Annotated in this window: 21 protein-coding genes and 1 pseudogene; 11 read left to right on the top strand and 11 right to left on the bottom strand. The window is 60.2% G+C overall.

What is annotated here, in order from left to right; genetic code table 11:
- Window positions 1-108: 108 nt before the first annotated feature.
- From ATY79_RS09420 to ATY79_RS09385, 8 genes are all read right to left on the bottom strand, one after another.
- Entirely contained in the window at window positions 109-882 is a 774-nt protein-coding gene (locus tag ATY79_RS09420) for an urease accessory UreF family protein (RefSeq protein WP_088703725.1), read from the bottom strand.
- A gap of 35 nt (window positions 883-917) precedes the next feature.
- Window positions 918-1979: an urea transporter gene (locus tag ATY79_RS09415; protein ID WP_088703644.1), complete on the bottom strand. Its 1062-nt coding sequence runs from the start codon at window positions 1977-1979 to the stop codon at window positions 918-920.
- A 70-nt stretch (window positions 1980-2049) separates the two neighbouring features.
- Window positions 2050-3753, bottom strand: a complete 1704-nt coding sequence (gene ureC / locus ATY79_RS09410) for an urease subunit alpha (RefSeq protein ID WP_088703643.1) — start codon at window positions 3751-3753, stop codon at window positions 2050-2052.
- Between the two features lies 1 nt (window position 3754).
- A complete protein-coding gene (locus ATY79_RS09405) occupies window positions 3755-4066 on the bottom strand; it encodes an urease subunit beta (protein WP_088703724.1) in 312 nt (103 codons plus the stop codon).
- A 12-nt stretch (window positions 4067-4078) separates the two neighbouring features.
- Window positions 4079-4675: a HupE/UreJ family protein gene (locus ATY79_RS09400; RefSeq protein WP_088703642.1), complete on the bottom strand. Its 597-nt coding sequence runs from the start codon at window positions 4673-4675 to the stop codon at window positions 4079-4081.
- Between the two features lie 107 nt (window positions 4676-4782).
- Window positions 4783-5085 (bottom strand): urease subunit gamma, encoded by a 303-nt coding sequence (ureA, locus tag ATY79_RS09395; RefSeq protein WP_088703641.1) that lies wholly within the window; start codon window positions 5083-5085, stop codon window positions 4783-4785.
- A 26-nt stretch (window positions 5086-5111) separates the two neighbouring features.
- Window positions 5112-6008 (bottom strand): urease accessory protein UreD, encoded by an 897-nt coding sequence (locus tag ATY79_RS09390; RefSeq protein ID WP_088703640.1) that lies wholly within the window; start codon window positions 6006-6008, stop codon window positions 5112-5114.
- A gap of 25 nt (window positions 6009-6033) precedes the next feature.
- Window positions 6034-6453: a hypothetical protein gene (locus tag ATY79_RS09385; RefSeq protein ID WP_141105714.1), complete on the bottom strand. Its 420-nt coding sequence runs from the start codon at window positions 6451-6453 to the stop codon at window positions 6034-6036.
- Between the two features lie 132 nt (window positions 6454-6585).
- Here ATY79_RS09385 and ureG point away from each other — a divergent pair, with 132 nt between their 5' ends.
- The 3 genes from ureG to ATY79_RS09370 all read left to right on the top strand — a co-directional run bounded on the left by ureG (window position 6586) and on the right by ATY79_RS09370 (window position 8697).
- On the top strand, window positions 6586-7200 hold the full coding sequence (ureG, locus tag ATY79_RS09380) for an urease accessory protein UreG (RefSeq protein ID WP_088703638.1): 615 nt from the start codon (window positions 6586-6588) through the stop codon (window positions 7198-7200).
- Between the two features lie 462 nt (window positions 7201-7662).
- The gene (locus ATY79_RS09375) at window positions 7663-8100 is read left to right on the top strand and encodes a CBS domain-containing protein (RefSeq protein ID WP_088703637.1); all 438 of its coding nucleotides are present in this window, start codon (window positions 7663-7665) and stop codon (window positions 8098-8100) included.
- 387 nt (window positions 8101-8487) lie between these two features.
- Entirely contained in the window at window positions 8488-8697 is a 210-nt protein-coding gene (locus tag ATY79_RS09370) for a hypothetical protein (protein ID WP_088703636.1), read from the top strand.
- A gap of 109 nt (window positions 8698-8806) precedes the next feature.
- On the opposite strand, the gene ATY79_RS09365 is transcribed toward ATY79_RS09370, so the two are convergent.
- Window positions 8807-9301: a GNAT family N-acetyltransferase gene (locus tag ATY79_RS09365; protein WP_088703635.1), complete on the bottom strand. Its 495-nt coding sequence runs from the start codon at window positions 9299-9301 to the stop codon at window positions 8807-8809.
- 438 nt (window positions 9302-9739) lie between these two features.
- Between ATY79_RS09365 and ATY79_RS09360 the strand changes: the two genes are divergently transcribed.
- Entirely contained in the window at window positions 9740-10198 is a 459-nt protein-coding gene (locus ATY79_RS09360; protein WP_088703634.1) for a pyridoxamine 5'-phosphate oxidase family protein, read from the top strand.
- Between the two features lie 92 nt (window positions 10199-10290).
- Here the strand turns inward: ATY79_RS09360 and ATY79_RS09355 are convergent, their stop codons facing one another.
- Complete coding sequence (locus tag ATY79_RS09355) at window positions 10291-10581, bottom strand: hypothetical protein (RefSeq protein WP_088703633.1); 291 nt, start codon at window positions 10579-10581, stop codon at window positions 10291-10293.
- A gap of 346 nt (window positions 10582-10927) precedes the next feature.
- Here ATY79_RS09355 and ATY79_RS09350 point away from each other — a divergent pair.
- Window positions 10928-12041: pseudogene (locus ATY79_RS09350) on the top strand (Fic family protein).
- A gap of 105 nt (window positions 12042-12146) precedes the next feature.
- Here the strand turns inward: ATY79_RS09350 and ATY79_RS09345 are convergent.
- On the bottom strand, window positions 12147-13226 hold the full coding sequence (locus ATY79_RS09345; protein WP_088703632.1) for a LacI family DNA-binding transcriptional regulator: 1080 nt from the start codon (window positions 13224-13226) through the stop codon (window positions 12147-12149).
- A gap of 224 nt (window positions 13227-13450) precedes the next feature.
- Between ATY79_RS09345 and ATY79_RS09340 the strand changes: the two genes are divergently transcribed.
- The 6 genes from ATY79_RS09340 to ATY79_RS09315 all read left to right on the top strand — a co-directional run bounded on the left by ATY79_RS09340 (window position 13451) and on the right by ATY79_RS09315 (window position 20396).
- Window positions 13451-14404 carry a sugar phosphate isomerase/epimerase gene (locus tag ATY79_RS09340; protein ID WP_088703631.1) on the top strand — a complete coding sequence of 318 codons (954 nt, stop codon included), beginning with the start codon at window positions 13451-13453 and terminating at the stop codon, window positions 14402-14404.
- Between the two features lie 58 nt (window positions 14405-14462).
- A complete protein-coding gene (locus tag ATY79_RS09335; protein ID WP_088703630.1) occupies window positions 14463-15695 on the top strand; it encodes an ABC transporter substrate-binding protein in 1233 nt (410 codons plus the stop codon).
- 101 nt (window positions 15696-15796) lie between these two features.
- Window positions 15797-16687 (top strand): sugar ABC transporter permease, encoded by an 891-nt coding sequence (locus tag ATY79_RS09330; RefSeq protein ID WP_088703723.1) that lies wholly within the window; start codon window positions 15797-15799, stop codon window positions 16685-16687.
- Window positions 16684-17568, top strand: coding sequence for a carbohydrate ABC transporter permease (locus ATY79_RS09325; RefSeq protein ID WP_088703629.1), 885 nt, complete (start codon window positions 16684-16686; stop codon window positions 17566-17568). The genes ATY79_RS09330 and ATY79_RS09325 overlap by 4 nt, the downstream gene beginning before the upstream one ends.
- A 6-nt stretch (window positions 17569-17574) precedes the next feature.
- Window positions 17575-18657 (top strand): sn-glycerol-3-phosphate ABC transporter ATP-binding protein UgpC, encoded by a 1083-nt coding sequence (gene ugpC, locus ATY79_RS09320; RefSeq protein ID WP_088703628.1) that lies wholly within the window; start codon window positions 17575-17577, stop codon window positions 18655-18657.
- A gap of 77 nt (window positions 18658-18734) precedes the next feature.
- Window positions 18735-20396: a GMC family oxidoreductase gene (locus ATY79_RS09315; RefSeq protein WP_088703627.1), complete on the top strand. Its 1662-nt coding sequence runs from the start codon at window positions 18735-18737 to the stop codon at window positions 20394-20396.
- The last annotated feature ends 1 nt before the right edge of the window (window position 20397 follow it).

The raw sequence follows: 20397 nt of genomic DNA, 5'->3' as shown, positions 1-20397 counted from the left end.
CTTCCATCCAAACTGAGTATTCGGCTTCGCCTTCCACAGTCACCGGCAATCCACCTCAATCGCCTGCGGTCCGATCGATTGCGCCAGTGCAGCCCGCAGCGCCAGCCTTCAGGATCGAAACAGGCGACTATATTGTGTTTCATGCCATGCGCTCGCCATGGCCTGCGCAACGGACAGATTGCCGATCTCGCTATCGTCGAGCGTGATGGCCGAGGCCGCACTTCGTTCGACGACGGCAACAGCATCGATCAATATGCGTTGGCCAGCGACGTGACCGAGCGGGACCACGCGGATGGCGGCCGCGACCTGCGCCTCCACAACCGCCCACATCAGCCCCTTCAGGGCAACAAATGGCGCCACCTGCCAGTGATGGGCAGCAATCGCGAAGCTTGCCGGATATGTCAGCTCGAAGCCCGCATAGGCCTGCGCCGCCGGAACGTCGAGTGCTTTGAGGAGAAAGATCAAGGCTTCGCCCATGCGTCGGTCTTCGGCCTGCATCTCGCTGCTTTCACGACAAGCCGCAAGCCAGGCGTTTGCATAGGCAAAGCGCGAACGGTCTTCTGCATGGAGCGCCTGGATCATCCGCCAGAACAATGCGCCATCCACCGCCGCAAAGTTGTTCTCGAGGGAGCCAAGGATCCAGTCGCGTGCCGACGCATGATCCTTTACCCATTCGGCGTGAACCGCCCATTCAAGGCCGCGCGAATAGGAGAACGCGCCGACAGGCAGGCTCGCACTGACAAGCCGCAGCAGATGAAGCGGGATCGTATCGTCGGCGTCCGCGGCGCCGCCCTGCCGGACGGGCTGCGCCGTTTGCCGCGAAGCATCTGTCGCAAGGCGATGAATTTTCGATGCGTCGCTTGCAGAGCAGTCAATGGTCATGCTGTCCAAATCCCCTCTTCCTTACCAATTGAAGGCTACGCTATTTTTCGGTCTGAACGGTACGAGCTACGGTCCGCTTCCAGGTAGCGTCGCCGATTGTCTTCCGGGGTCGTCGCTTCGGCCGGCGCGACCGGCGCCAGCGCCTTGAACGCATCTGCGCCTATCAGCATCAGCCAGGTGACGATGACGAAGGTCGAGGTCAGGACCGGCATGCCGATCGGTTCGAGGAAGATTGCAACCGAGGCCCAAAGCCAGGTCGTCACGACCACGCCGAAGAGCGCGTAGGCAAAGCTCTGCCAGGTCAGGACAAGAAAAAAGCCGCCGAGCGCCAAGGCAGTCAGCGCTGCATTGTACCCGAACAAGCCGTCCCGAATTGCGCCCTCCGGCCCGCCGAATAGGGCTGCCACGAGTGCTGCCAGCGCCGCACCGATCAAGGCCATGGCCGCGGCGATACGCGAATGAATGGCAATGGCAATGATGATGAGATAGCCACTGATCCAGTTGTCCTGGAAGAAGATCTGCCCGATCGCGTTGCCGATACCCATGTACCAGGTCGGAAGCACATAGGCGACACCATCTGCGTATTGGTCCGGAGAGACCGGCTTGGCAAGCGGACCGGCGTCGATATTGTCGAACTTCAGCACCGCGAAAAGGAAGAGCCAACCGACAAGCACGAACGGCATGGTGAGCGCCGCCACCCTGTACGGGCCCAAGAGGTTAGCCAGCGCGGCAAAAACTATCGCCGTCATGGCTGCAGCAAAGACGATGTAGACGGTGAGATAAAGCGAAGGCACCGCGCCGGTGCGGAAGTTCTCGCTGGTGAAGGCGAGGAGTGCAAGGCCGACAAGCGCGCCGTTAAAGCCGTACAGGCCATCGCGGATCAACCCGCTGTCGGCCCTGAGCACGATCGCGGTGGCAGTGCTTGCGACAACGCCGAGGACGCAGATCAGCCCGTAGATCCATGAATTGTAAAACAGAGCCGCCAGGATGACCAATCCACTCACGGGATTGTTTTGAAACACGACCTGGCCGATGCCTCGCAGCGACCAGTCGACAAATCCGAATGCCCGGTGGTCCTGGAAGTAATTCTGGTTCACCACATTCTCCCCGCGCTGCCAAAGTCCCGCCGTCTGGATTAAAATTTCGTGGCCTCCCGGTCGCAGCTTCTCAGAACAGGTAGTAACGCTGCGCCATCGGCAGGACGGTCGCCGGCTCACAGGTGATGATCTGGCCGTCCACACGCACCTGGTAATTCTGCGGATCCACTTCGATGTTTGGCGTCAGCGCATTGTGGATCATGTCCTTCTTGCGGATAGACCGCGTGCCCTTCACCGCAACCAGGGCCTTGTTCAGCTTCAGTTTGTCGCCGATGCCGGCATCGAGCGCTGCTTTCGATACGAAGGTGACGCCGGTCGAAAAGCGCGCGCGTCCAAGGACGCCGTACATCGGGCGGAAATGCACTGGCTGTGGCGTGGAAATCGAAGCGTTCGGATCGCCCATTGGCGCTGTGGCGATCATGCCGCCCAGAAGCACCAGCGACGGTTTTACGCCGAAACTGGCCGGCTTCCACAACACCAGGTCGGCCCGCTTGCCGACCTCGACCGAGCCAAGCTCGTGGGCAAAGCCATGGGTGATCGCCGGGTTGATCGTGTATTTGGCGACGTATCGCTTGGCGCGGAAATTGTCATTGCGCGGGCTATCCTCAGGAAGCGGCCCGCGCTGTTCCTTCATCTTGTGGGCCGTCTGCCAGCAACGTACAGTGGTCTCGCCGATGCGGCCCATGGCCTGCGAATCCGACGACATCATCGAAAGCGCACCGATATCGTGCAGGATGTCTTCGGCCGCGATCGTCTCCTTGCGGATACGCGATTCGGCAAAGGCCACATCTTCGGGTATCTGCGGGCTCAAGTGGTGACAGACCATCAACATGTCGAGGTGCTCGTCGATCGTGTTGATGGTGTAGGGCCGCGTTGGGTTCGTGGATGAGGGGAGGATGTTTTCCTCCCCAACCGCCGTGATGATGTCGGGAGCATGGCCGCCGCCGGCACCCTCCGTGTGGAAGGAGTGGATCGCACGCCCTTTCATTGCGGCAAAGGAATCCTTGACGAAGCCGCTTTCGTTCAGCGTGTCGGTGTGAATGGCGACCTGGATGTCCTCTTCGTCGGCAACCGTCAGGCAGGTGTCGATGGCCGCAGGGGTCGTTCCCCAATCCTCGTGCAGCTTCAAACCTATGGCGCCGGCGCGGATCTGTTCGCGCAGCGGTTCTGGCAAGCTTGCATTTCCCTTGCCGAGAAGTCCGACGTTGATCGGAAGGTCCTCGATGGCTTCGAGCATCCGGTGAATGTTCCAAGGTCCGGGCGTCACAGTGGTCGCCAGCGTTCCGACCGAAGGACCCGTGCCACCACCCACCAGCGTCGTCGTACCGCTTGCGAGCGCTTCGTCTGCCTGCTGCGGCGCGATAAAATGAATGTGGGTGTCAACCGCGCCTGCGGTCAAAATCTTGCCTTCGCCCGCGATGACGTCAGTACCCGGGCCGACGACGATGGTGACACCCGGCTGAATATCGGGATTGCCGGCCTTTCCGATGCCCGAAATGCGGCCTGCCTTGATCCCGACATCGGCCTTGACGATGCCCCAGTGGTCGAGGATCACGACGTTGGTGATGACGAGGTCGGCGACCTCGTCTGCGAGCGCCTGGCCTTGGCCCATGCCGTCGCGGATGACCTTGCCGCCGCCGAAGGTCACTTCCTCGCCGTAAATGGTGTGGTCGGTCTCGACTTCGATGACGAGTTCCGTGTCGGCGAGCCTGATCCTGTCGCCCTTGGTCGGGCCGTACAGGGAGGCATAGTTCTCTCGCGTGATCGTGCCCATCTCAGTTTCCCAATCTGCCCATGATCATGGCGTTGAAGCCGTAAACCTTGCGCCAGCCTGCAAGCGCAACCAGCTCGACCGGGCGCACCTGCCCGGGCTCGAAACGGACCGCGGTTCCCGCCGGAATATTAAGCCGGCATCCCCTCGCCTTCTCGCGATCGAACCGAAGCGCCGTATTCGTTTCATAGAAATGGTAGTGGGAACCCACCTGGATCGGCCGGTCGCCGGAATTCGCCACGTCGATCGTGCAGACCTTTCTGCCCGCGTTGAGGCTCACCGTGCCGTCCTCAATGAAGAATTCACCCGGGATCATCGTCATGTCTCCTCAGATGACGCCGAAGGCGAGGCCGACGCCGATTGCCGCACAGGCGGCTCCTGCCGCCTGTGCGACGTTGCGCAGCTTCAGCCCGACGCCGCACCCGGCGGCGATGCCGATGCCATGGAGCAGGAGGGTGGCAAGCGCGAAACCGGCCATATATTCGAGCCCGGCCGCATTCTCCGGCACCTCGCTTCCATGGGCATGGCCGTGCAGGAGCGCAAACAGGCCGATGACAGCAACGCCGGCAGGCACCGGAAGGTTGACCGCAAGCGCCACCAGGATGCCGAGTGCCACGACCGAGGCCAGGATACCGGGTTCGACCAGCGGAACCGGCACGTGCAGCATGCCGAGAGCGCCACCGGCCAGCATGACGCCGACAAAGGTCGCAGGCCACACCCAGATCGCCTTGCCGCCCTTCAACGCCGCCCACAGGCCGACGGCGATCATTGCCGTCACATGATCAAGCCCCAAGAGTGGGTGCGTAAATCCCGCTTCGAAGGACGAGGTGGCGCCCATTTCGACATGGGCGTAGGCGGGCAGCGCCGAGGCGGTGAAAAGGGCAGCGGCCAATGCGGCTTCTTTGATCCTTGCGGTGGCGGACATGGGAGGACCTTTCATGAAAAACCAACGAATGACGGCGGTGCGATCTCGCACAGCGACGAGGTGGCAGGGAGCATGCGGTCATGCCGAAACTGGAGCATTTTTGTGTTCTAGCGGATCGGTTCATGCACGGTGACCAGCTTGGTGCCGTCCGGGAAAGTCGCCTCGATCTGGATGTCGTGGATCATTTCGGGAATGCCTTCCATGACGTCGTCTCGGGCCAGAAGTGTTGCCCCATAAGACATCAGCTCGGCGACCGTCCTGCCTTCGCGCGCACCCTCAAGGATGGCGGCGGAAATATAGGCAATCGCCTCCGGATAGTTGAGCTTGATACCTCGATCCCTGCGGCGTTCGGCCAGCAATCCTGCTGTGAAGACGATCAGCTTGTCCTTCTCGCGCGGTGAAAGTTCCATTGCTTCTGGTCCTCGCTCGACGATGCCTACGTTGCCCAGATCCGGGGTGCGTTCGCCGGCTTGCCCAGGCATGCTGTCCGCAAAACGTCCCACGCGCTGGCAAACAGGCTCTTGGCCTCCGACACCCGCTGGCCGAGGTAGCGGCATACGACCACCCTCTTCAGCTGACTGACCGAAAACACGTCTGCGGCACGCTCCTTGAGCGCGCCACGCACCCGTTCGGCACAGTCTTCCGCGGCGTCCCCGACATAGATCATGGTGCCGAGGATCGGCTGGTCGGCCAGCGCATAGGACGCCTGGGAAAGCGGCGAGCCACCGGTCAGATGCAGGCGCTCGAACCAGATCGGCCCGGCGTCACAAACGACCTCGATGCGCTGACTGATCCGGCCGCTTTTGAACGCCTCGTCAGCCGCTGGCCGCCCCAGGCTCAGGAAATCCCAGCCCACATAGGTTGCTCCCGAGGCAAGGAAGACCCTGATGTCGATAGAGGCGTCGGCCCCGTCGAACAGGATCGTCTCTTGGGGCAGATGCTCGCAGACCGCACCCTCGCCGATGCTGATCGACATGGACTGTTCACCACGGCCGTGCGTGCTGCGGTAGAACTTCGTCGCGCCCGGGGTCGTCAGAAGAGTGCTTGTGCCGGGGCCAAGATGAATTTTCGTCTCGAGCCTGTCACCGCCGGCGATGCCGCCCGGTGGATGCAACAGGTAGACGTGGCACGTGCCGTCTGCCTCGGGATGGAAAGGCCGTTGGACGACAAGAGGACCGACATGGCGCTGCCGCATCAGTGCGGTCTTTTCGCCGCGCGACGCGAACCACAATTCCAGTTCTCCAAACCAGCTGCTTGGCAGCGGCGCAGACTGCGCGTGCCCTGTTGCGGCACGGCTGGACGGCAAGTCGGGCGGAGACTGCGGACGGCTCATCTTTCGTCACCGATTTCGCAAGCGGTTACCTTGAAGAGGCTATCATCCGACCGTGAGGATGTGATCGGCTTTCCGTCCAGATCCTCGTGCTTTTGTCCCAAACTTCGTCATTCTCGCTTCCCACGATAGAACATCGCCTGACAATCAAGTAAAAGAAGCAAGGCGTCTCCACGCAGATCAAGGCCCCTAGCCCGCTGATGTTCGAGGGAAAACTGGTGTTGGGTGTAATCACCTTGCTGTGCCCGCCGGAAAACAGGGACGGAAAGCCAATTTCGCCGCCGCCCGCTGAGGCCTCCTCAATCCGGTCGTGCTGCAGCTGGCGGATGTCCTCATGCTCGACAAGAGCATCCGTGAAGAGATTAACGCGGCGGGCGGGCTCAGCCATGCGATCGCCGGCAAGAATTGCGCTTGCGCCCGCCACCACCAGGACGACGGGCATCACCACGACGCATCTTATCGCCTCAACACGACGATCCGCAATGAGTGCGATGCTTCGCGTCAAGCGCGCCCCAGATCTTCGCCCCTTCGCGGTGTCATAGCCAAGGGTTCAGTTCACGAACGACGAAAGGCAAAGCGCATGTCTTCGAGAAACGGTCCCCTTCGCGTTGGAATTGGCGGCCCCGTCGGTTCCGGCAAGACGATGCTGGCGGGGCAGCTCTGCCTGTCGATGCGTCAGGATTATTCCATCGCCGTCATCACAAACGACATCTACACGAAGGAAGATGCCCTCATATTGGCGCGCCAGCAGGCGCTGTCGGAAGATCGCATCATGGGCGTCGAGACCGGGGGATGTCCGCACACGGCGATCCGTGAGGATGCCTCCATCAATCTGCAGGCCATCGCCGAGATGAACCGGAGATTCCCCGACCTCGACATAGTCTTCATCGAATCGGGGGGCGACAATCTCGCGGCCACCTTTTCGCCCGACCTTGCCGATTTGACCCTCTACGTCATCTCGGTGTGTCAGGGCGAGGAAATTCCCCGCAAGGGCGGCCCAGGCATTACGAAATCTGATTTCCTGATCATCAACAAGTGCGATCTGGCCCCCTATGTGAACGTTGATCTGGAGGTGATGCAGTGCGATACGGCCAACATGCGAGGAACGAGGCCGTTCGCATTTACGGATCTGTCGCGCGGCAAGGGCCTCAAGGACATCATTGACTTTATCGTTGAAAATGGCGGGCTGACTTAAACCTTCGCACCGATGTGGGAAAATACCCAAGCTTGCGCTGTCGATCACGGCCTGCACGCATTGTCGGCCTCTGCCGGAGCTTCCTGTATCGCGCAAAGTCCCCTGCCCGATGGTAGCTTCTTCGGACCACCACTTTCAGCTCGTTCCGTAGGCGGCAAATTCGGGCAACGGAGCGCTAAAACCGCAGTGTAATTCGCGATTGCGCATAATCGGGCTGCCCGGTGTCGACAGCCATTAATCGGACGCCCCCCGGGATGGACGAAGATTGCCAATCTCAAGCGAGAGATAGTGCCGCACATTCTGCCAAGCTGATCTGAGCTCCATTGGCAAGGCGACCCACGACCGGGCGAAATCTGAAACCGGTGGCCGTCCATGGGCTCTTGGCAGGAACGTTTCCGACCGGCGCGCGTTGAATCTTTTTATCCCGCGCGAGGAGGCGCGGGCAGCACGAGGGAGGTTATCATGAAAGTCAGCAATTGCATGACCACAGACGTGCAGATCACCGATCCGGAGCACACATTGCGGGAAGTCGCCTCAATGATGGGACGTCTCGATGCCGGCGTCCTCCCGGTGGGTGAGAATGACCGGCTGGTCGGCATCATCACAGACCGCGACATCGCCATTCGTGGCGTGGCAGAGGGCAAAGGCCCGGACGCAAAGGTCCGCGACGTGATGAGCACCGATGTCAAATACTGCTACGATGACGAAGATGTCGAAGACGTCCTGCACAACATGGGCGATCTGCAAGTGCGGCGCTTGCCGGTGCTGAACCGAAGCAAGCGGCTGGTCGGCATCATCTCGCTTGGCGATCTCGCCATGAAGGGCGAGGCGATGGAAGCAGGCAGAGCCCTCAGCGGCATTTCGCAACGCGGCGGCGCACACTCACAGACAGCCCACTGACCGTCAGTGTAACGCCATAGTAAAACTGGCAGCAAGCCCGCGGCACGCCTCCACTGACCCCGGTCGGACTGGACGCCGCGGGCTGCCTGAGCATGCCTTCTGCCTGCACGTCCGTTCCGGGCCGGCAGCATCTGCCGTTCGGATCGGGATTTCGAGGCATATATCCGGTATCTGGCACAATCCCCTCAGCTCTGGCCGGCACCATGCAGGCACGCGGCCAGATCCTCGCCTCCATGGAGATCATATTGGCTGCACTCCGTCGGCCTGATGAAACAGGTGGACTGCGGGCAGACGACAAGAAGTCGGGAACCAAGACCGCAAATGCAGGTTTAACCTGAAGTCTCAAGATCACGGCGAAAAGAGCCACGAGCCCAGAGGAGAAGTCCGATGGTCATGGAAACACAGCAGGACCCGCGTCACCATACGCAAAAGATGCAGGTGCGCCTTCAGGAAATGGTCGATCATTTGCGTGGAGATATCCAGAAGGTCGAAGAGCCGCAGTTGAAGGCGATGTTTGAAACTGCCGCCGAAGTGCTGATCGGTCTCAGGAAGGCCTTCAGCGACTATGAACAGAAGAACGAGACAGCCTGGCGGTAGTGTACCAATCAAAGTCAGCGACGCGAGCGCCGGCAGTACCGAGGTGCCTGGCGCTTCGTTCCTCCGTACAAACCCCGGCCCGTGATCTCTCAGGCGTATCGCTGTTGCATCAGCCTCGGGTCATCTCGACCATCGTCGGGCGAAAGCCCACGGCGGCAAACAGGCGGCGTGCGGCTTCGTTTCCGTATGCTGTAGAAAGCACGATCCGCTCGGCGCCCCGCCTGTCCATTTCTGCAATGACTGCGTCGAGCAGCATTCTGCCAACACCCTTGCGCCGACATGCCGGATCAACGAAGAGGTCGTGGATAACACCTGCCGGGCCACGCAGGGACATGTAGTCGGCTCCCTCCAGGGCAGCGTAGGCATAGCCTAGAACCGTGTTGTCTTCTTGCGCGACAAGGACGACTGCATCGGCCCGGTTCGACTCGCGTTCGAGAAAATGCGCGTAGCCTTGCGGCGTGTTCGTCGTGGTTGCGATAAAGCGGGCCGCGTCGAGCTCGTGGTGAAGGGCGACCAGGAGTGTACCGAAACGACCGAGTATGGCCGCATCCGCCGAGGTCGCGGGACGGATTTTTACGGTGGAGTTTATTGATGCCGTTGTCATTGGTCAGTGAAGTCTATGCGATGTCGGGGGCCACCGCCAGCTGGTTTGCTCCCCGCCGCGATTTCTGATTGCGGCCCGCCTGATGCGGCATGGTCGCCGTCACGGAACCGATTGTGCCGCCCAGATTGCGCCCGCAAGTGGAGGCGGGAACAGAGATCATCCGGCCGGGCGGTCTATCCAGCCGGCGCTTCGGACCACCGAGCGGCGCCCGATCATGGTCGGGCAAGGCTGAGGCGCGTCTTGCCGCCAGAAGCAGCCGATTGTGCGCCGGGGCTGCCTCAAACGGCTGCGCTGGTTCGGCTTCGACAACGCGCTATTTCTGGTTCTCATCGTGACAATCGCAGCCGCTCGCAACTGTGTTCTTGTAGCGCTCGAGCGGAGACAAGCCCGATGGGATTTTCACTTTGAGGACCGTTTTTTGGATCGGGAGCGACAAATATGGCAATGATACTCAGAAACATGAGTAAGGCAGAATGTCTCGAAATGCTTGAAGGCGCGCACTATGGCCATCTGGCCTGCTGCAGCGAAGGGCAACCGTACCTCGTCCCCACCTACTTCGCGTTCAAGGCAAGAGTGGCCTATAGCTTCTCGATGCCAGGACGGAAAGTCGAATGGATGCGCCAGAACCCGAACGTCTGTCTTCAGGTCGAGGAGTGGCCGTCAAAGGGAAGTTGGAAAAGCGTTGTGGTCAATGGCAGGTTTCAGGAACTGCCGGACGACGATACCTGGCATGAGGAGCGCCTGCACGCCTTCTCCTTGCTGGAAAAACATCTGAACTGGTGGGAGATCGGATCGCTGAAGCCGAACGAGGTTCCTCCAGCGCGTGCCCCGACCCATCTTTTCTACGGCATCTATTTGAATGACGTCTCAGGGCGGATTGCAACGCAGTCGGAATAGAACCATCTGGACGAAGCGACCGGACCGGGCGCCTATTGAGCTTTTTTGGCCAATGGCGAGATTGCCGAGCCTTTACCATTATCGCCGGGCTTCTAGCGACGGCTCCAGGCTAAGAAAGGTCGGTAATGACGTTCTGCGATAAGCAGGGATCGGTCAGGCTGGATGACATAGATCTCCTCGACTTCGCGTCCCGTCTGATCCGTGAAAGTATGAGGGAACGAAGCACCGATCGGCGACTTCGTGAGCTTCGTGCGCGGCTGGCCGTTGTAGGTTATGCTGCCGGGGATCGGTGCCAGACCGTCAGACGAGTAAGAGCCTGACACGACCATGCAGCTTGCAAGGAGCAACGCCGTCACAACCAAAATTGCGATCTTCTCAATCATCGATCAACCTTCAGAGCCATCCGCGAGCATGGATTATGTCAGCAATTTAATCCGTCTTGGTTCTTTAGCAGATATCCGGAGTTCGCCATAGTCTTCAACGGTCTGTCGCAGGCTCCGCTCGCAATCCAGCGGCAATCGCGCTCGACCTTAAAATGGCCAACGGCGAGACTGGACGGGTCAACGAAGCCGTTGTCGGAGCATGCCGTCTACGAAGCGCCGTTCGTCCCGGTCAGCCTCCAACCCGCTGGGTCGCTGTTCTAGATCTTTCCGTGGTGCGCAATAGGACATGGTTCTATCACTCAAAATTTCCGCCGAAATTGAGGTATAGAAGGGAGGTCTATAACTCATGACATGGAACTGGAAGCAGCAAGGCTGGCCGCAATTCATATATGACGAGGCTCAGCTTAAGACACTCGAGGGCCGTTTTCTTCTCACCTCGGGTGAAGTGATCGGCGCGATCCGCCATGTCAGTGGCGAGGAGCGCGATCTGTTGCGTATCGAGCTTTTGAGCGATGAGGCAATAAAAACCTCGGAGATCGAAGGCGAAATGCTCGACCGATTGAGCGTGCAATCTTCCTTGCGCCGGCAATTTGGTCTCGAGGCGGACAACCGACCGGCAAAGCCGCAGGAACGCGGCATCGCGGAAATGATGGTCGATGCGTATGAGTCTTGGATGAGCCCTCTCGATCATGAGACTTTGTTTCGCTGGCACGGCATGCTCATGACGCAAAGCCGTCATCTTGAAATGATTGGCGGATACCGCACCCATGACGATGCCATGCAGATCGTCTCCGGCCCGTATGGACAATCCAACCGTCCATTATGAGGCGCCGCCATCGCGGCAAGTGCCAGCAGAGATGGAAGCCTATATCGAATGGTTCGAAAGAACGGCGCCGAACGGCGAAATCCCGCTGCCCGCTCTCACACGAGCAGCCTTGGGTCATTTGTACTTCGAAAGCATCCATCCATTTGAAGATGGCAATGGCAGGATTGGTCGGGCTCTTGCGGAAAAATCGCTGGCACAGAACATCGGCCGCCCGAGCCTGATTGCGCTGGCCTGCACAATCCAGCGCGACCGCAAGGCCTACTACGATCAGCTTGAACGCCATCAACGCACGCTCGATATCACCGGATGGTTGGTCTACTTTGCCGAAACCGTTCTCGAGGCACAACAGACGACCCTGAGGCGCCTGGACTTTCATATCGGCAAGGCGCGCTTTTATGATTGCTTTCGCGACCAGCTCAACGGACGCCAGCAGAAGGCCATTGCCCAGATGTTTCGCGAAGGACCAGCGGGTTTCAAGGGTGGGTCAAGCGCTGAGAACTATATTTCGATCACGCGAACCTCGCGAGCGACGGCCACGCGTGACCTCCACGATCTCGTGGAAAAAGGTGCGCTCCGGCGCGTTGGCGAGCGGCGGCATACGCGCTATGCGCTAAACCTGCCTGGAAACAGATAGCTGTCAACAAAGTGGCTCTCGAAGTGACGCGCATGGCGGCGCTGTCGTGCAGGCGTGGCTGGTGGCGTCTTGACCGCACCGTCCGCCCCTGCCTGCAATGCCTTGTCACTCCACCGGGCCATCACGCGGGCCGCTCATGCTTTCACGCAAGATCAGCCTGCTGGGGATGACATTGCGCATCACTTGCTGCTCGGTTTTATCGATCGCGCCGAGCAGGAGGCGGACAGCGGTCTTGCCCATTTCCTCCACCGGCTGTTCGATCGTCGACAGCGGTGGTGAGCAGAAGGCGCACACGGGCGAACCGTCGAAGGAGACGATGGACAGATCCTTGGGGATCTTCAGCCCCATGTGCTGCACCCGGCTCATAAAGGAGATTGCCATGTCGTCACTCGTCGCAATCACGGCGGTTGGCCTTTTGGCGAGTGCGGCAAAGTCGTCGGCCGCCTGCAGGCCGATCTCGAAGCCCTGCTGATAGTCCAGCTTGCCGCCTGATCGAACAACCGCGTTCTCCGGCAGCCCGCAATCGCGCAACGCCTCGACAACACCGGCGAAGCGCTCGACGTCGTGATAGTTTCCCTCAGGACCGGCAAGATAGAGAAAGCGGCGATGGCCGAGGCGGACAAGTTCGCCGGTCACGCACCGAATAGCCTCACGGTCGTTCGTCACGACACTTGGCAGACCAGTCTCGCTCATGTCCAAAAGCATGGAGACGATCGGAAGGCCGGCATTTGCCAGTGACCGCCCATCCACCTCGGGCAACTTCGACGACAGAATGATCGCGCCGCGGACCGTGCCGCCAAACGCAAGGTCGAGGATATGGCGTTCGGAAGCCTCGTCGCGATCGAGGTTGGCGATCATCAGGTTGTAGCCAGCTTGGATCAGCGACTTGTTGATGGCCTGCAAGACCTGCGGGATGACCTGCGAGGCGCCGTAATAAAGCGAACCCGGCAGGACAATCATGATGATGTCCGACTTGCCGACCCTCAGGCCCCGCGCCATGGCATTGGGCGTATAGCCCAGCTGCTTGGCTGCCGCGTCGATCTTGACGCGTGTGCGTTCGTTGACCCGACCAGGATTTGCCAGGGCACGGCTGACCGTCGAAATCGCAACACCTGCAAGCCTGGCCACATCGGCCATCAGCGGGCCCGACTGCGCCTCCCCGAGCACATGCTTGTTTTTCCTCACCTATATCAGTTCCTTCACAACGCCTTCTTTTGCAACTCTAGGGCATGCCACCGTCTATAGCAAACGTTTGCCAAAAACCACTTGCGTAAAAAAGCAGCTTGGTTATTATCTAGACATGGCAATCGTTTGCCATTTTGCAATGCATTGAAATTGAATGATGATTTCTCGAAGGAAACCTTGTTTCCATCGAAGGATGAGCCATGTCTGGAGGATTGAAACTGACCATGACGACTGATGGAAGGCTGCGCTTCGGCGTCGATCTCGTGACTTTCTTTCACCCCGGCTTCTTTGGCCTCGATAGCCATGATGCGATCCTGGCGCATGCCCGCAGTCAGCCCCGCGCGTTCTGGGACAAGATCCTGGACAGCGTTCAGGCCTCGGGTGTTACCGGCGTAGAACTGACATTTTCTCCCTTCAACTGGCAGGACGCCATCAAAACCTACGGCTCCATCGAGGCCTTCGCCAGCGAGCTGTCAAAGCGCGGCCTTACGCTTTGCAGCGGCTTTTTCGCCGAGCTCGAAGCAGCTGGCGATTTTACGAGGCGCGAGGCGCAGGACGCACTGATCGCCAAGGCCGAGAAATATGCCGACTTTCTGAAAGCCTGCGGCAGCGACATCATGGTGATCGGCGCACCGCTGCGCCAGACGCTTGGAACGCAGCCGGTACAGTTCTTCGATTTCGACCGCGCAAAGGTGATTGCAGATTTTTTAAACAGGCTTGGCGCTATTCTTTACGCTCGCGGCGTACGGCTGGCGCTGCATACCGAGGCGCATTCGATCTTCGCCGCAGCGCGTGACGTCGATCTGATGATGATGCTCACCGATCCAGCCTACGTACACATGTGCCCGGATACCGCTCATATCATCGTCGCTGGCTCGGATCCCGTCCAGCTCGTTGATCGCCATCATGAGCGCGTGATCATCGCCCATTGGAAGGATGCCCTCGGCCCCATGCCGGCCGACACGCCAATCGACGAACATATCCATGATCGCCATCGGCCCTACTTTTGCGGTTTCGGTCTCGGACGCGTCGATTGGCCGGCCTGGGCCCGGTTGCTGCGCGACCGCAGCTTTCAGGGCTGGGCAATCCTCGAGCTCGATGCCGCGCCCGACCCGGTTTTCGACATCGCCAACGGGTTGACGCTCGTGCGGCAATCGCTCCTGCCGATCTATCGCTGACTATCATTTCCAAAACGACCAGCGCCCCGCCAAGAGGGCAAATCCAAGAGGTGGAACCATGAAGACAATGATGAAACTCCTTCTAGCCGGCGCGGCTTTCGCCGGCTTCTCGATCCAGTCACAGGCCGAAGACAAACCGACGATCGAAATCCTCTCCTCCTGGACCTCAGGTGGAGAAGCGGCTGCACTCAACGTCATCAAGACCGAGTTCGAAAAGCGCGGCGGGGTCTGGAAGGATTCCTCGATTGCGGGGTTCGGCGCTGCCGACGCGTCGTTCCAGAACCGGATCGTGGCAGGCGATGCCCCAGGCGCCAAGCAGGGTGTCATCGGCCTTGCCGCCGCCGACTTCGTCAGACAGGGGATGTTCAATCCGATCGATGATGTGGCGGCAGCCGGAAAATGGGCCGATACGCTGCCGAAGTCGATCCATGACCTCATCTCCTATGACAGCAAGGTCTATCTCGCCCCGACCGGCGCCCATGGCGAAAGCTGGGTCTTCTATTCCAAGGACGCCTTTCAAAAAGCGGGTATTGGCGAAGAGCCGAAGACGTGGGATGCCTTCTTCGAGGATCTCGACAAGCTGAAGGCCGCAGGCATCCAACCCGTCGCCTGGGGTGGGCAGCCCTGGCAGCAGTCCAAGGTTTTCAACATGATCCTTCTGTCCCAGGTGGGCATCGATGGTTTCCAGAAGATCTATGCTCACAAGGACAAGAGCGAAGCCTCCGTCGAGGGGGTCAAGAAGACCCTGCAGCTTCTTGGAAAACTGCATGGCTACGTCGATGACGGCGCTGCCGGTCGAAACTGGAACGATGCCACCGCCATGCTGATCACCGCCAAGGCCGGCGTGCAGTTCATGGGCGACTGGGCAAAGGGCGAGTTCACCGTCGCCGGCAAGCAGCCTGGCAAGGACTACGGCTGCATGATCGTCCCGCAATCACCGGGCATGGTCTATATCGCCGACTCCTTCTACTTCCCGAAAACCGGCAAGGCCGAAACCGACAAGGCGCAGAAACTTCTGGCCGAAGTGGTCATGGATCCGGCGGTTCAGATCGAGTTCTCGCTGAAGAAAGGCTCTGTTCCGGCCCGCACGGATGTCGACAGGTCGAAACTCGACGTCTGCGCCCAAAAAGGCCTCGAACTGATGAGCGCCGGAGCCATCGTTCCCGACCAGGCGATCGTTCTGACGCCGCAGCAGGTCGGTTCTCTCGACGATTTCGTCGACGAATACTGGAACGGCGGCTCGTACGATGCGGACGCGGCCGCGCAGAGCTTTTTCGCCATCTTCGAATAGGATTTGAGCAGATGACGCCGGGCGCAGTCTGGCGTCATCTGTCCGCCACCAAGAGCGTGCGGACGGCGCGGCACCTGTTTCCCATCCCTCAAGAATGCGCGATGCCCATGAAACGCAAGCGAAATCTTTCTGCGACCATTGCGCTGCTGCCGACCTGGCTGGTCGCGGTGGTCGTCTTCATCGGCACCATGGCCTGGTCAATCCGGCTGTCCTTCACCAACTCGACGATCTTCCCGTCGTCGACCTATGTGGGGCTGGCGCAATACGCCAGGCTGTTTTCTTCCGCCAAATGGCTTGCCTCGCTGCACAATGTCCTGATTTTCGGCGTTCTCTATGTTAGCGGCTGCCTGCTGCTCGGCTTTCTTCTGGCAGCTGCCCTCGATCGCAATATCCGCTTCGAAAGCACCTTCAGGACGATCTTCCTCTACCCCTACGCCATGTCCTTTGTGGTGACGGGACTGATCTGGCAGTGGATGCTCAACCCGACGCTCGGCATCCAGGCAAGTGTGCGCGCGCTCGGCTGGGAGAGCTTCGTCTTCGACTGGGTGGTGAACCGCGATATGGCGATCTATGCGCTGGTGCTTGCCGGCGTCTGGCAGGGGGCGGGTCTTGTCATGGTGATCGCGCTTGCCGGCATGCGCGGCATCGAGACCGAGCAGTGGAAGGCCGCAAGGATCGACGGCATCCCGGTCTGGCGCATCTACGTGTCGATTGTCCTGCCCCAGCTCGGCCCGGCCCTTGCCGCAGCCGGCATGCTTCTGGCGATGGGAGTGATCAAGACCTACGACATCGTCGTCGCCATGACCAATGGCGGGCCCGGCAACGCAACGGAAGTGCCGGCAAAATTCATCATGGACAATCTTTTCGGACGCCAGAACCTAGGGCTCGCAACGGCAGGTGCGACCGTACTTGTGCTCGGCGTGGTCACGACGATCGCTCCCCTGCGCTATGCGATGCATGTGCGCGGCAAGGCAAGGGGAGGAGTACGATGACCGGCCCGCGTCCGAATGGCCCAAAACCCTCCCGCCTCACGGCCGGCCGCATCGGCCTTTATGCCTTTCTCTTCGTTGCGGCTCTGTTTTTCCTGCTGCCGCTCTACACCATGATCGTCACGTCGCTGAAGACCATGGACGAGATCCGCCTTGGTGATATCTTTTCCCTGCCGGCAAAGCCCGATTATGCGGCCTGGATCACCGCCTGGTCCGGCGCCTGCATGGGAACGGTTTGTGTTGGTATCCGCAGCGGCTTCTGGAATTCCGTGGCGATCACCGTTCCATCCGTTGCTTTGTCGGTCCTGATCGGCGCCATCAACGGCTATGCGCTGTCGCTGTGGCGCCCGCGCGGAGCAAACGTGCTTTTTGCACTGCTGATGATCGGTGGCCTGATCCCCTACCAGATCTTTCTCTATCCGATGGTCCGGGCCATGGCGAATATCGGTCTTTATAATTCGCTTGCCGGCATCATCCTCGTCCATGTCATCTTCGGTCTGCCCCTGGTGACACTGCTTTTTCGCAACTACTTCGTCAGTGTGCCCGAAGAGCTGTGCAAGGCCGCCAGGGTCGATGGGGCAGGATTCTGGAGGATTTTCTTCGAGATCATGCTGCCGCTTGCCGTGCCGATGGTGGTCGTGGTTTCCATGTTGCAGTTCACCGGAATCTGGAACGACTTCTTGCTTGGCCTCGTCTTTGCCGGACGCGACAACCTGCCGATGACGGTCCAGCTCAACAACATCGTCAACACCACAATGGGCGAGCGCAATTACAACGTGAACATGGCAGCGACCATCCTCACGGCCGTCGTCCCGCTCGCCATCTATTTCCTGTCCGGGCGCTGGTTCGTGCGCGGTATCGCCGCCGGCGCAGTCAAGGGATAAACGACCATGCAATCAGCCGTTTCCATCAAGGACCTGAAGATCGCCTATGGCGACCATGCGGTGATCGAACAAATGTCGATCGACATCGCCCCCCAAGAGTTCCTGGTTCTGCTCGGGCCCTCGGGCTGCGGCAAGTCAACACTCCTCAACGCTATCGCCGGTCTTCAGGACATCACCGCCGGCGAAGTCTGGATCTCCGGGAAGAATGTCACCTGGGAAGAACCGAAGGATCGCGGCATCGGGATGGTCTTCCAGTCCTATGCGCTTTACCCACGCATGTCGGTGCGCAAGAACCTTTCCTTCGGGCTGCGCGTCGCCGGATTGCCGAAGCCGGAAATTGATGCCCGCGTTCAGCGCACGGCTGCTCTCCTTCATCTCGAAAAGCTGCTCGACCGGCGCCCGGCAGAGCTATCCGGCGGCCAGCGCCAGCGCGTCGCCATCGGCCGCGCGCTCGTGCGCGAGGTCGATGTCTTTTTATTCGACGAGCCGCTCTCCAACCTCGATGCCAAGCTACGCAATGAACTCAGGGTCGAAATCAAGAAGCTTCACCAGAGCCTCGGCAACACGATGATCTATGTGACGCACGACCAGGTCGAGGCGCTGACCCTTGCCGACCGGATTGCGATCATGCGCGACGGAGTGATCCAGCAGCTCGCATCGCCGCCTGAGATCTATCATCGCCCCGCAAATCTCTTCGTCGCCGGTTTCATCGGCGCTCCGGCGATGAACTTCATCGCCGGTCGGATCGAGCGGAGCAAGGGATCGGTAAGGTTTACAAGCAACGCTCTGTCGATTGACGTGTCCGCCTACGCCTTTCGATCAGGCGCTTGCGAAGGATCGGCCACGCTCGGGTTGCGGCCCGAGCATTTCAGGCTCGACGGTGCGGCAGGCGGGCTGCCCACCATGTCCGGTCGCGTATCCGTTGTCGAACCCATGGGCTCGGATGCGGTCGTCTGGTTCGACTGGGGCAGCCAGAGCCTGTCGCTTCGCCTGATGGGTGACGTTCAGCTTCAGCCCGGCGAGGCAATCACACCGGGTCTCGATATCGCCAGGGCATCGCTCTTTGGCGCCGACGGCCAGCGTCTTTGACGCCATCATTGTGTTCTTGCAGTCCCCAGGCGCTCGGGCTTCCTTGGGGAACTGCTTCAAGCAGGATTTGAAAAGACATGTCTCAAACGATTTATGATGCGCTGGTGATCGGCTCCGGCGCGGCAGGGTCTTTCGCGGTCAAGGAGCTGACCGCGCAAGGTCTCTCCGTGCTGCTCCTCGAGGCAGGGCCAGCCGTCGGGCCAGACGATTTCGATCCGTCTCGCAAGAAGCCGCCGACAAGCAGCATCAACATCTGGGAGCGTGCCCGCGCCACCGTGAAGGGCCAGCCGATCCAGGCGCGGGCCGCATTCTTCACGGAGCGGTTCAGCCACTTCTTCGTCAATGACCGAAAAAACCCCTACACCACACCAAGGGACGAACCGTTTTTGTGGATTCGTGGCCGCCAGGGCGGTGGCCGGCTGCACAGTTTCGGACGCGTATTGCTGCGCTGGACCGACGACGATTTCAAGATCCACTCGCGCACCGGCAAGGGTGTCGACTGGCCGATCTCCTACGAAGAAATGGTACCGCTCTACGAAGAGGTCGAGACCTATCTCGGGCTCTACGGAAACAAGGATAATGTCGCAACGCTTCCCGACGGCGTTTATGCGAAGCCGGCAGGTCTGACGCCCGCCGAAGAGACGTTCCGCAAGGCAGTCGAGAGCCGTTGGCCAGAGCGTCGCGTCGTCTCCTGGCGCTATATCGCCCCTGATGCCGAACGCATGCCGCGGCCGCTTAAGGAGGGCCTGGCGAGTGGACGCCTGACGGTCCAGTACAACGCTGTCGTGCGTCGCATCACCACCGACGAGACCAGCGGACACGCCACCGGCGCCGAATTCGTCGATCGTGAAAGTGGCAGGATATCTTCCGTTCGCGCCGCATCCGTCGTGCTTGCCGCCTCTCCGATCGAAAGCGTGCGGCTTCTCCTCAATTCCGCCGCAGCCAGGCACCCGAACGGGCTCGGCAACAGCTCCGGGGCACTTGGACGTTATTTCATGGACCAGCTTCCATGCCTCGCCTTCGGTTCCTTTTCCGGCTCAAAGGGCTGGGCGCTCGATCAATCCGCACCGACCGATCCGTTCTACAATCCGTCGGGCGGGATCTTCATTCCGCGTTTCGGCGAGGGTGACCGCAGTCGCGGTGATTTCGACTATCAGGGCAGCGTCGGTCGCGCGCCTGTACCCCACGACGCCGATGCACGCCTCGCCTTCTTCGGCTTCGGCCGGATGCTGCCCTACGCGGACAATCGCATCACCCTTGATCAAAGCCGAAAGGATGCCTGGAACATTGCGGTTGCCCATATCCGTTGCGTGATGCAGGCAGAGGAGCACGCCCTGCTTAGACAGCAGGAAGAAACGCTGATTTCAATGATCGAGGGGGTGGGTGGCGCGCTCGAATTCATCGGCTCCCCAACCGGCCTCAAGGAGATGGGAAAGGGCGCCTTTCCCGACGCCTCCCGGTTTAGCCGGTTCATGTTTCGCAAATGGTTCCGCAAGACCATGTGCATGGGTGCTGCAATCCACGAGAGCGGCGGCGCTCGCATGGGCAAGACGCCGGAGGCCTCGGTCCTCAATCCCTATAATCAGATGTGGGACGCGCCGAATCTGATCGTGACCGATGCCAGCGCTTTTCCCGGAAGTGGCGTCGCCGGCACGACCCTAACGGTCATGGGCCTGACGTTGAGAGCATGCCGCAACCTGGTGGAGCAGTATCGTAGCGGAAAGTTCCAGACGCGTTGAA

The organism is Rhizobium sp. R693 (assembly GCF_002211315.1).
Lineage (GTDB): Bacteria > Pseudomonadota > Alphaproteobacteria > Rhizobiales > Rhizobiaceae > Rhizobium.
The sequence above is the reverse complement of the archived record's forward strand: the minus strand, read 5'-3'. Positions and strand labels throughout refer to the sequence as shown.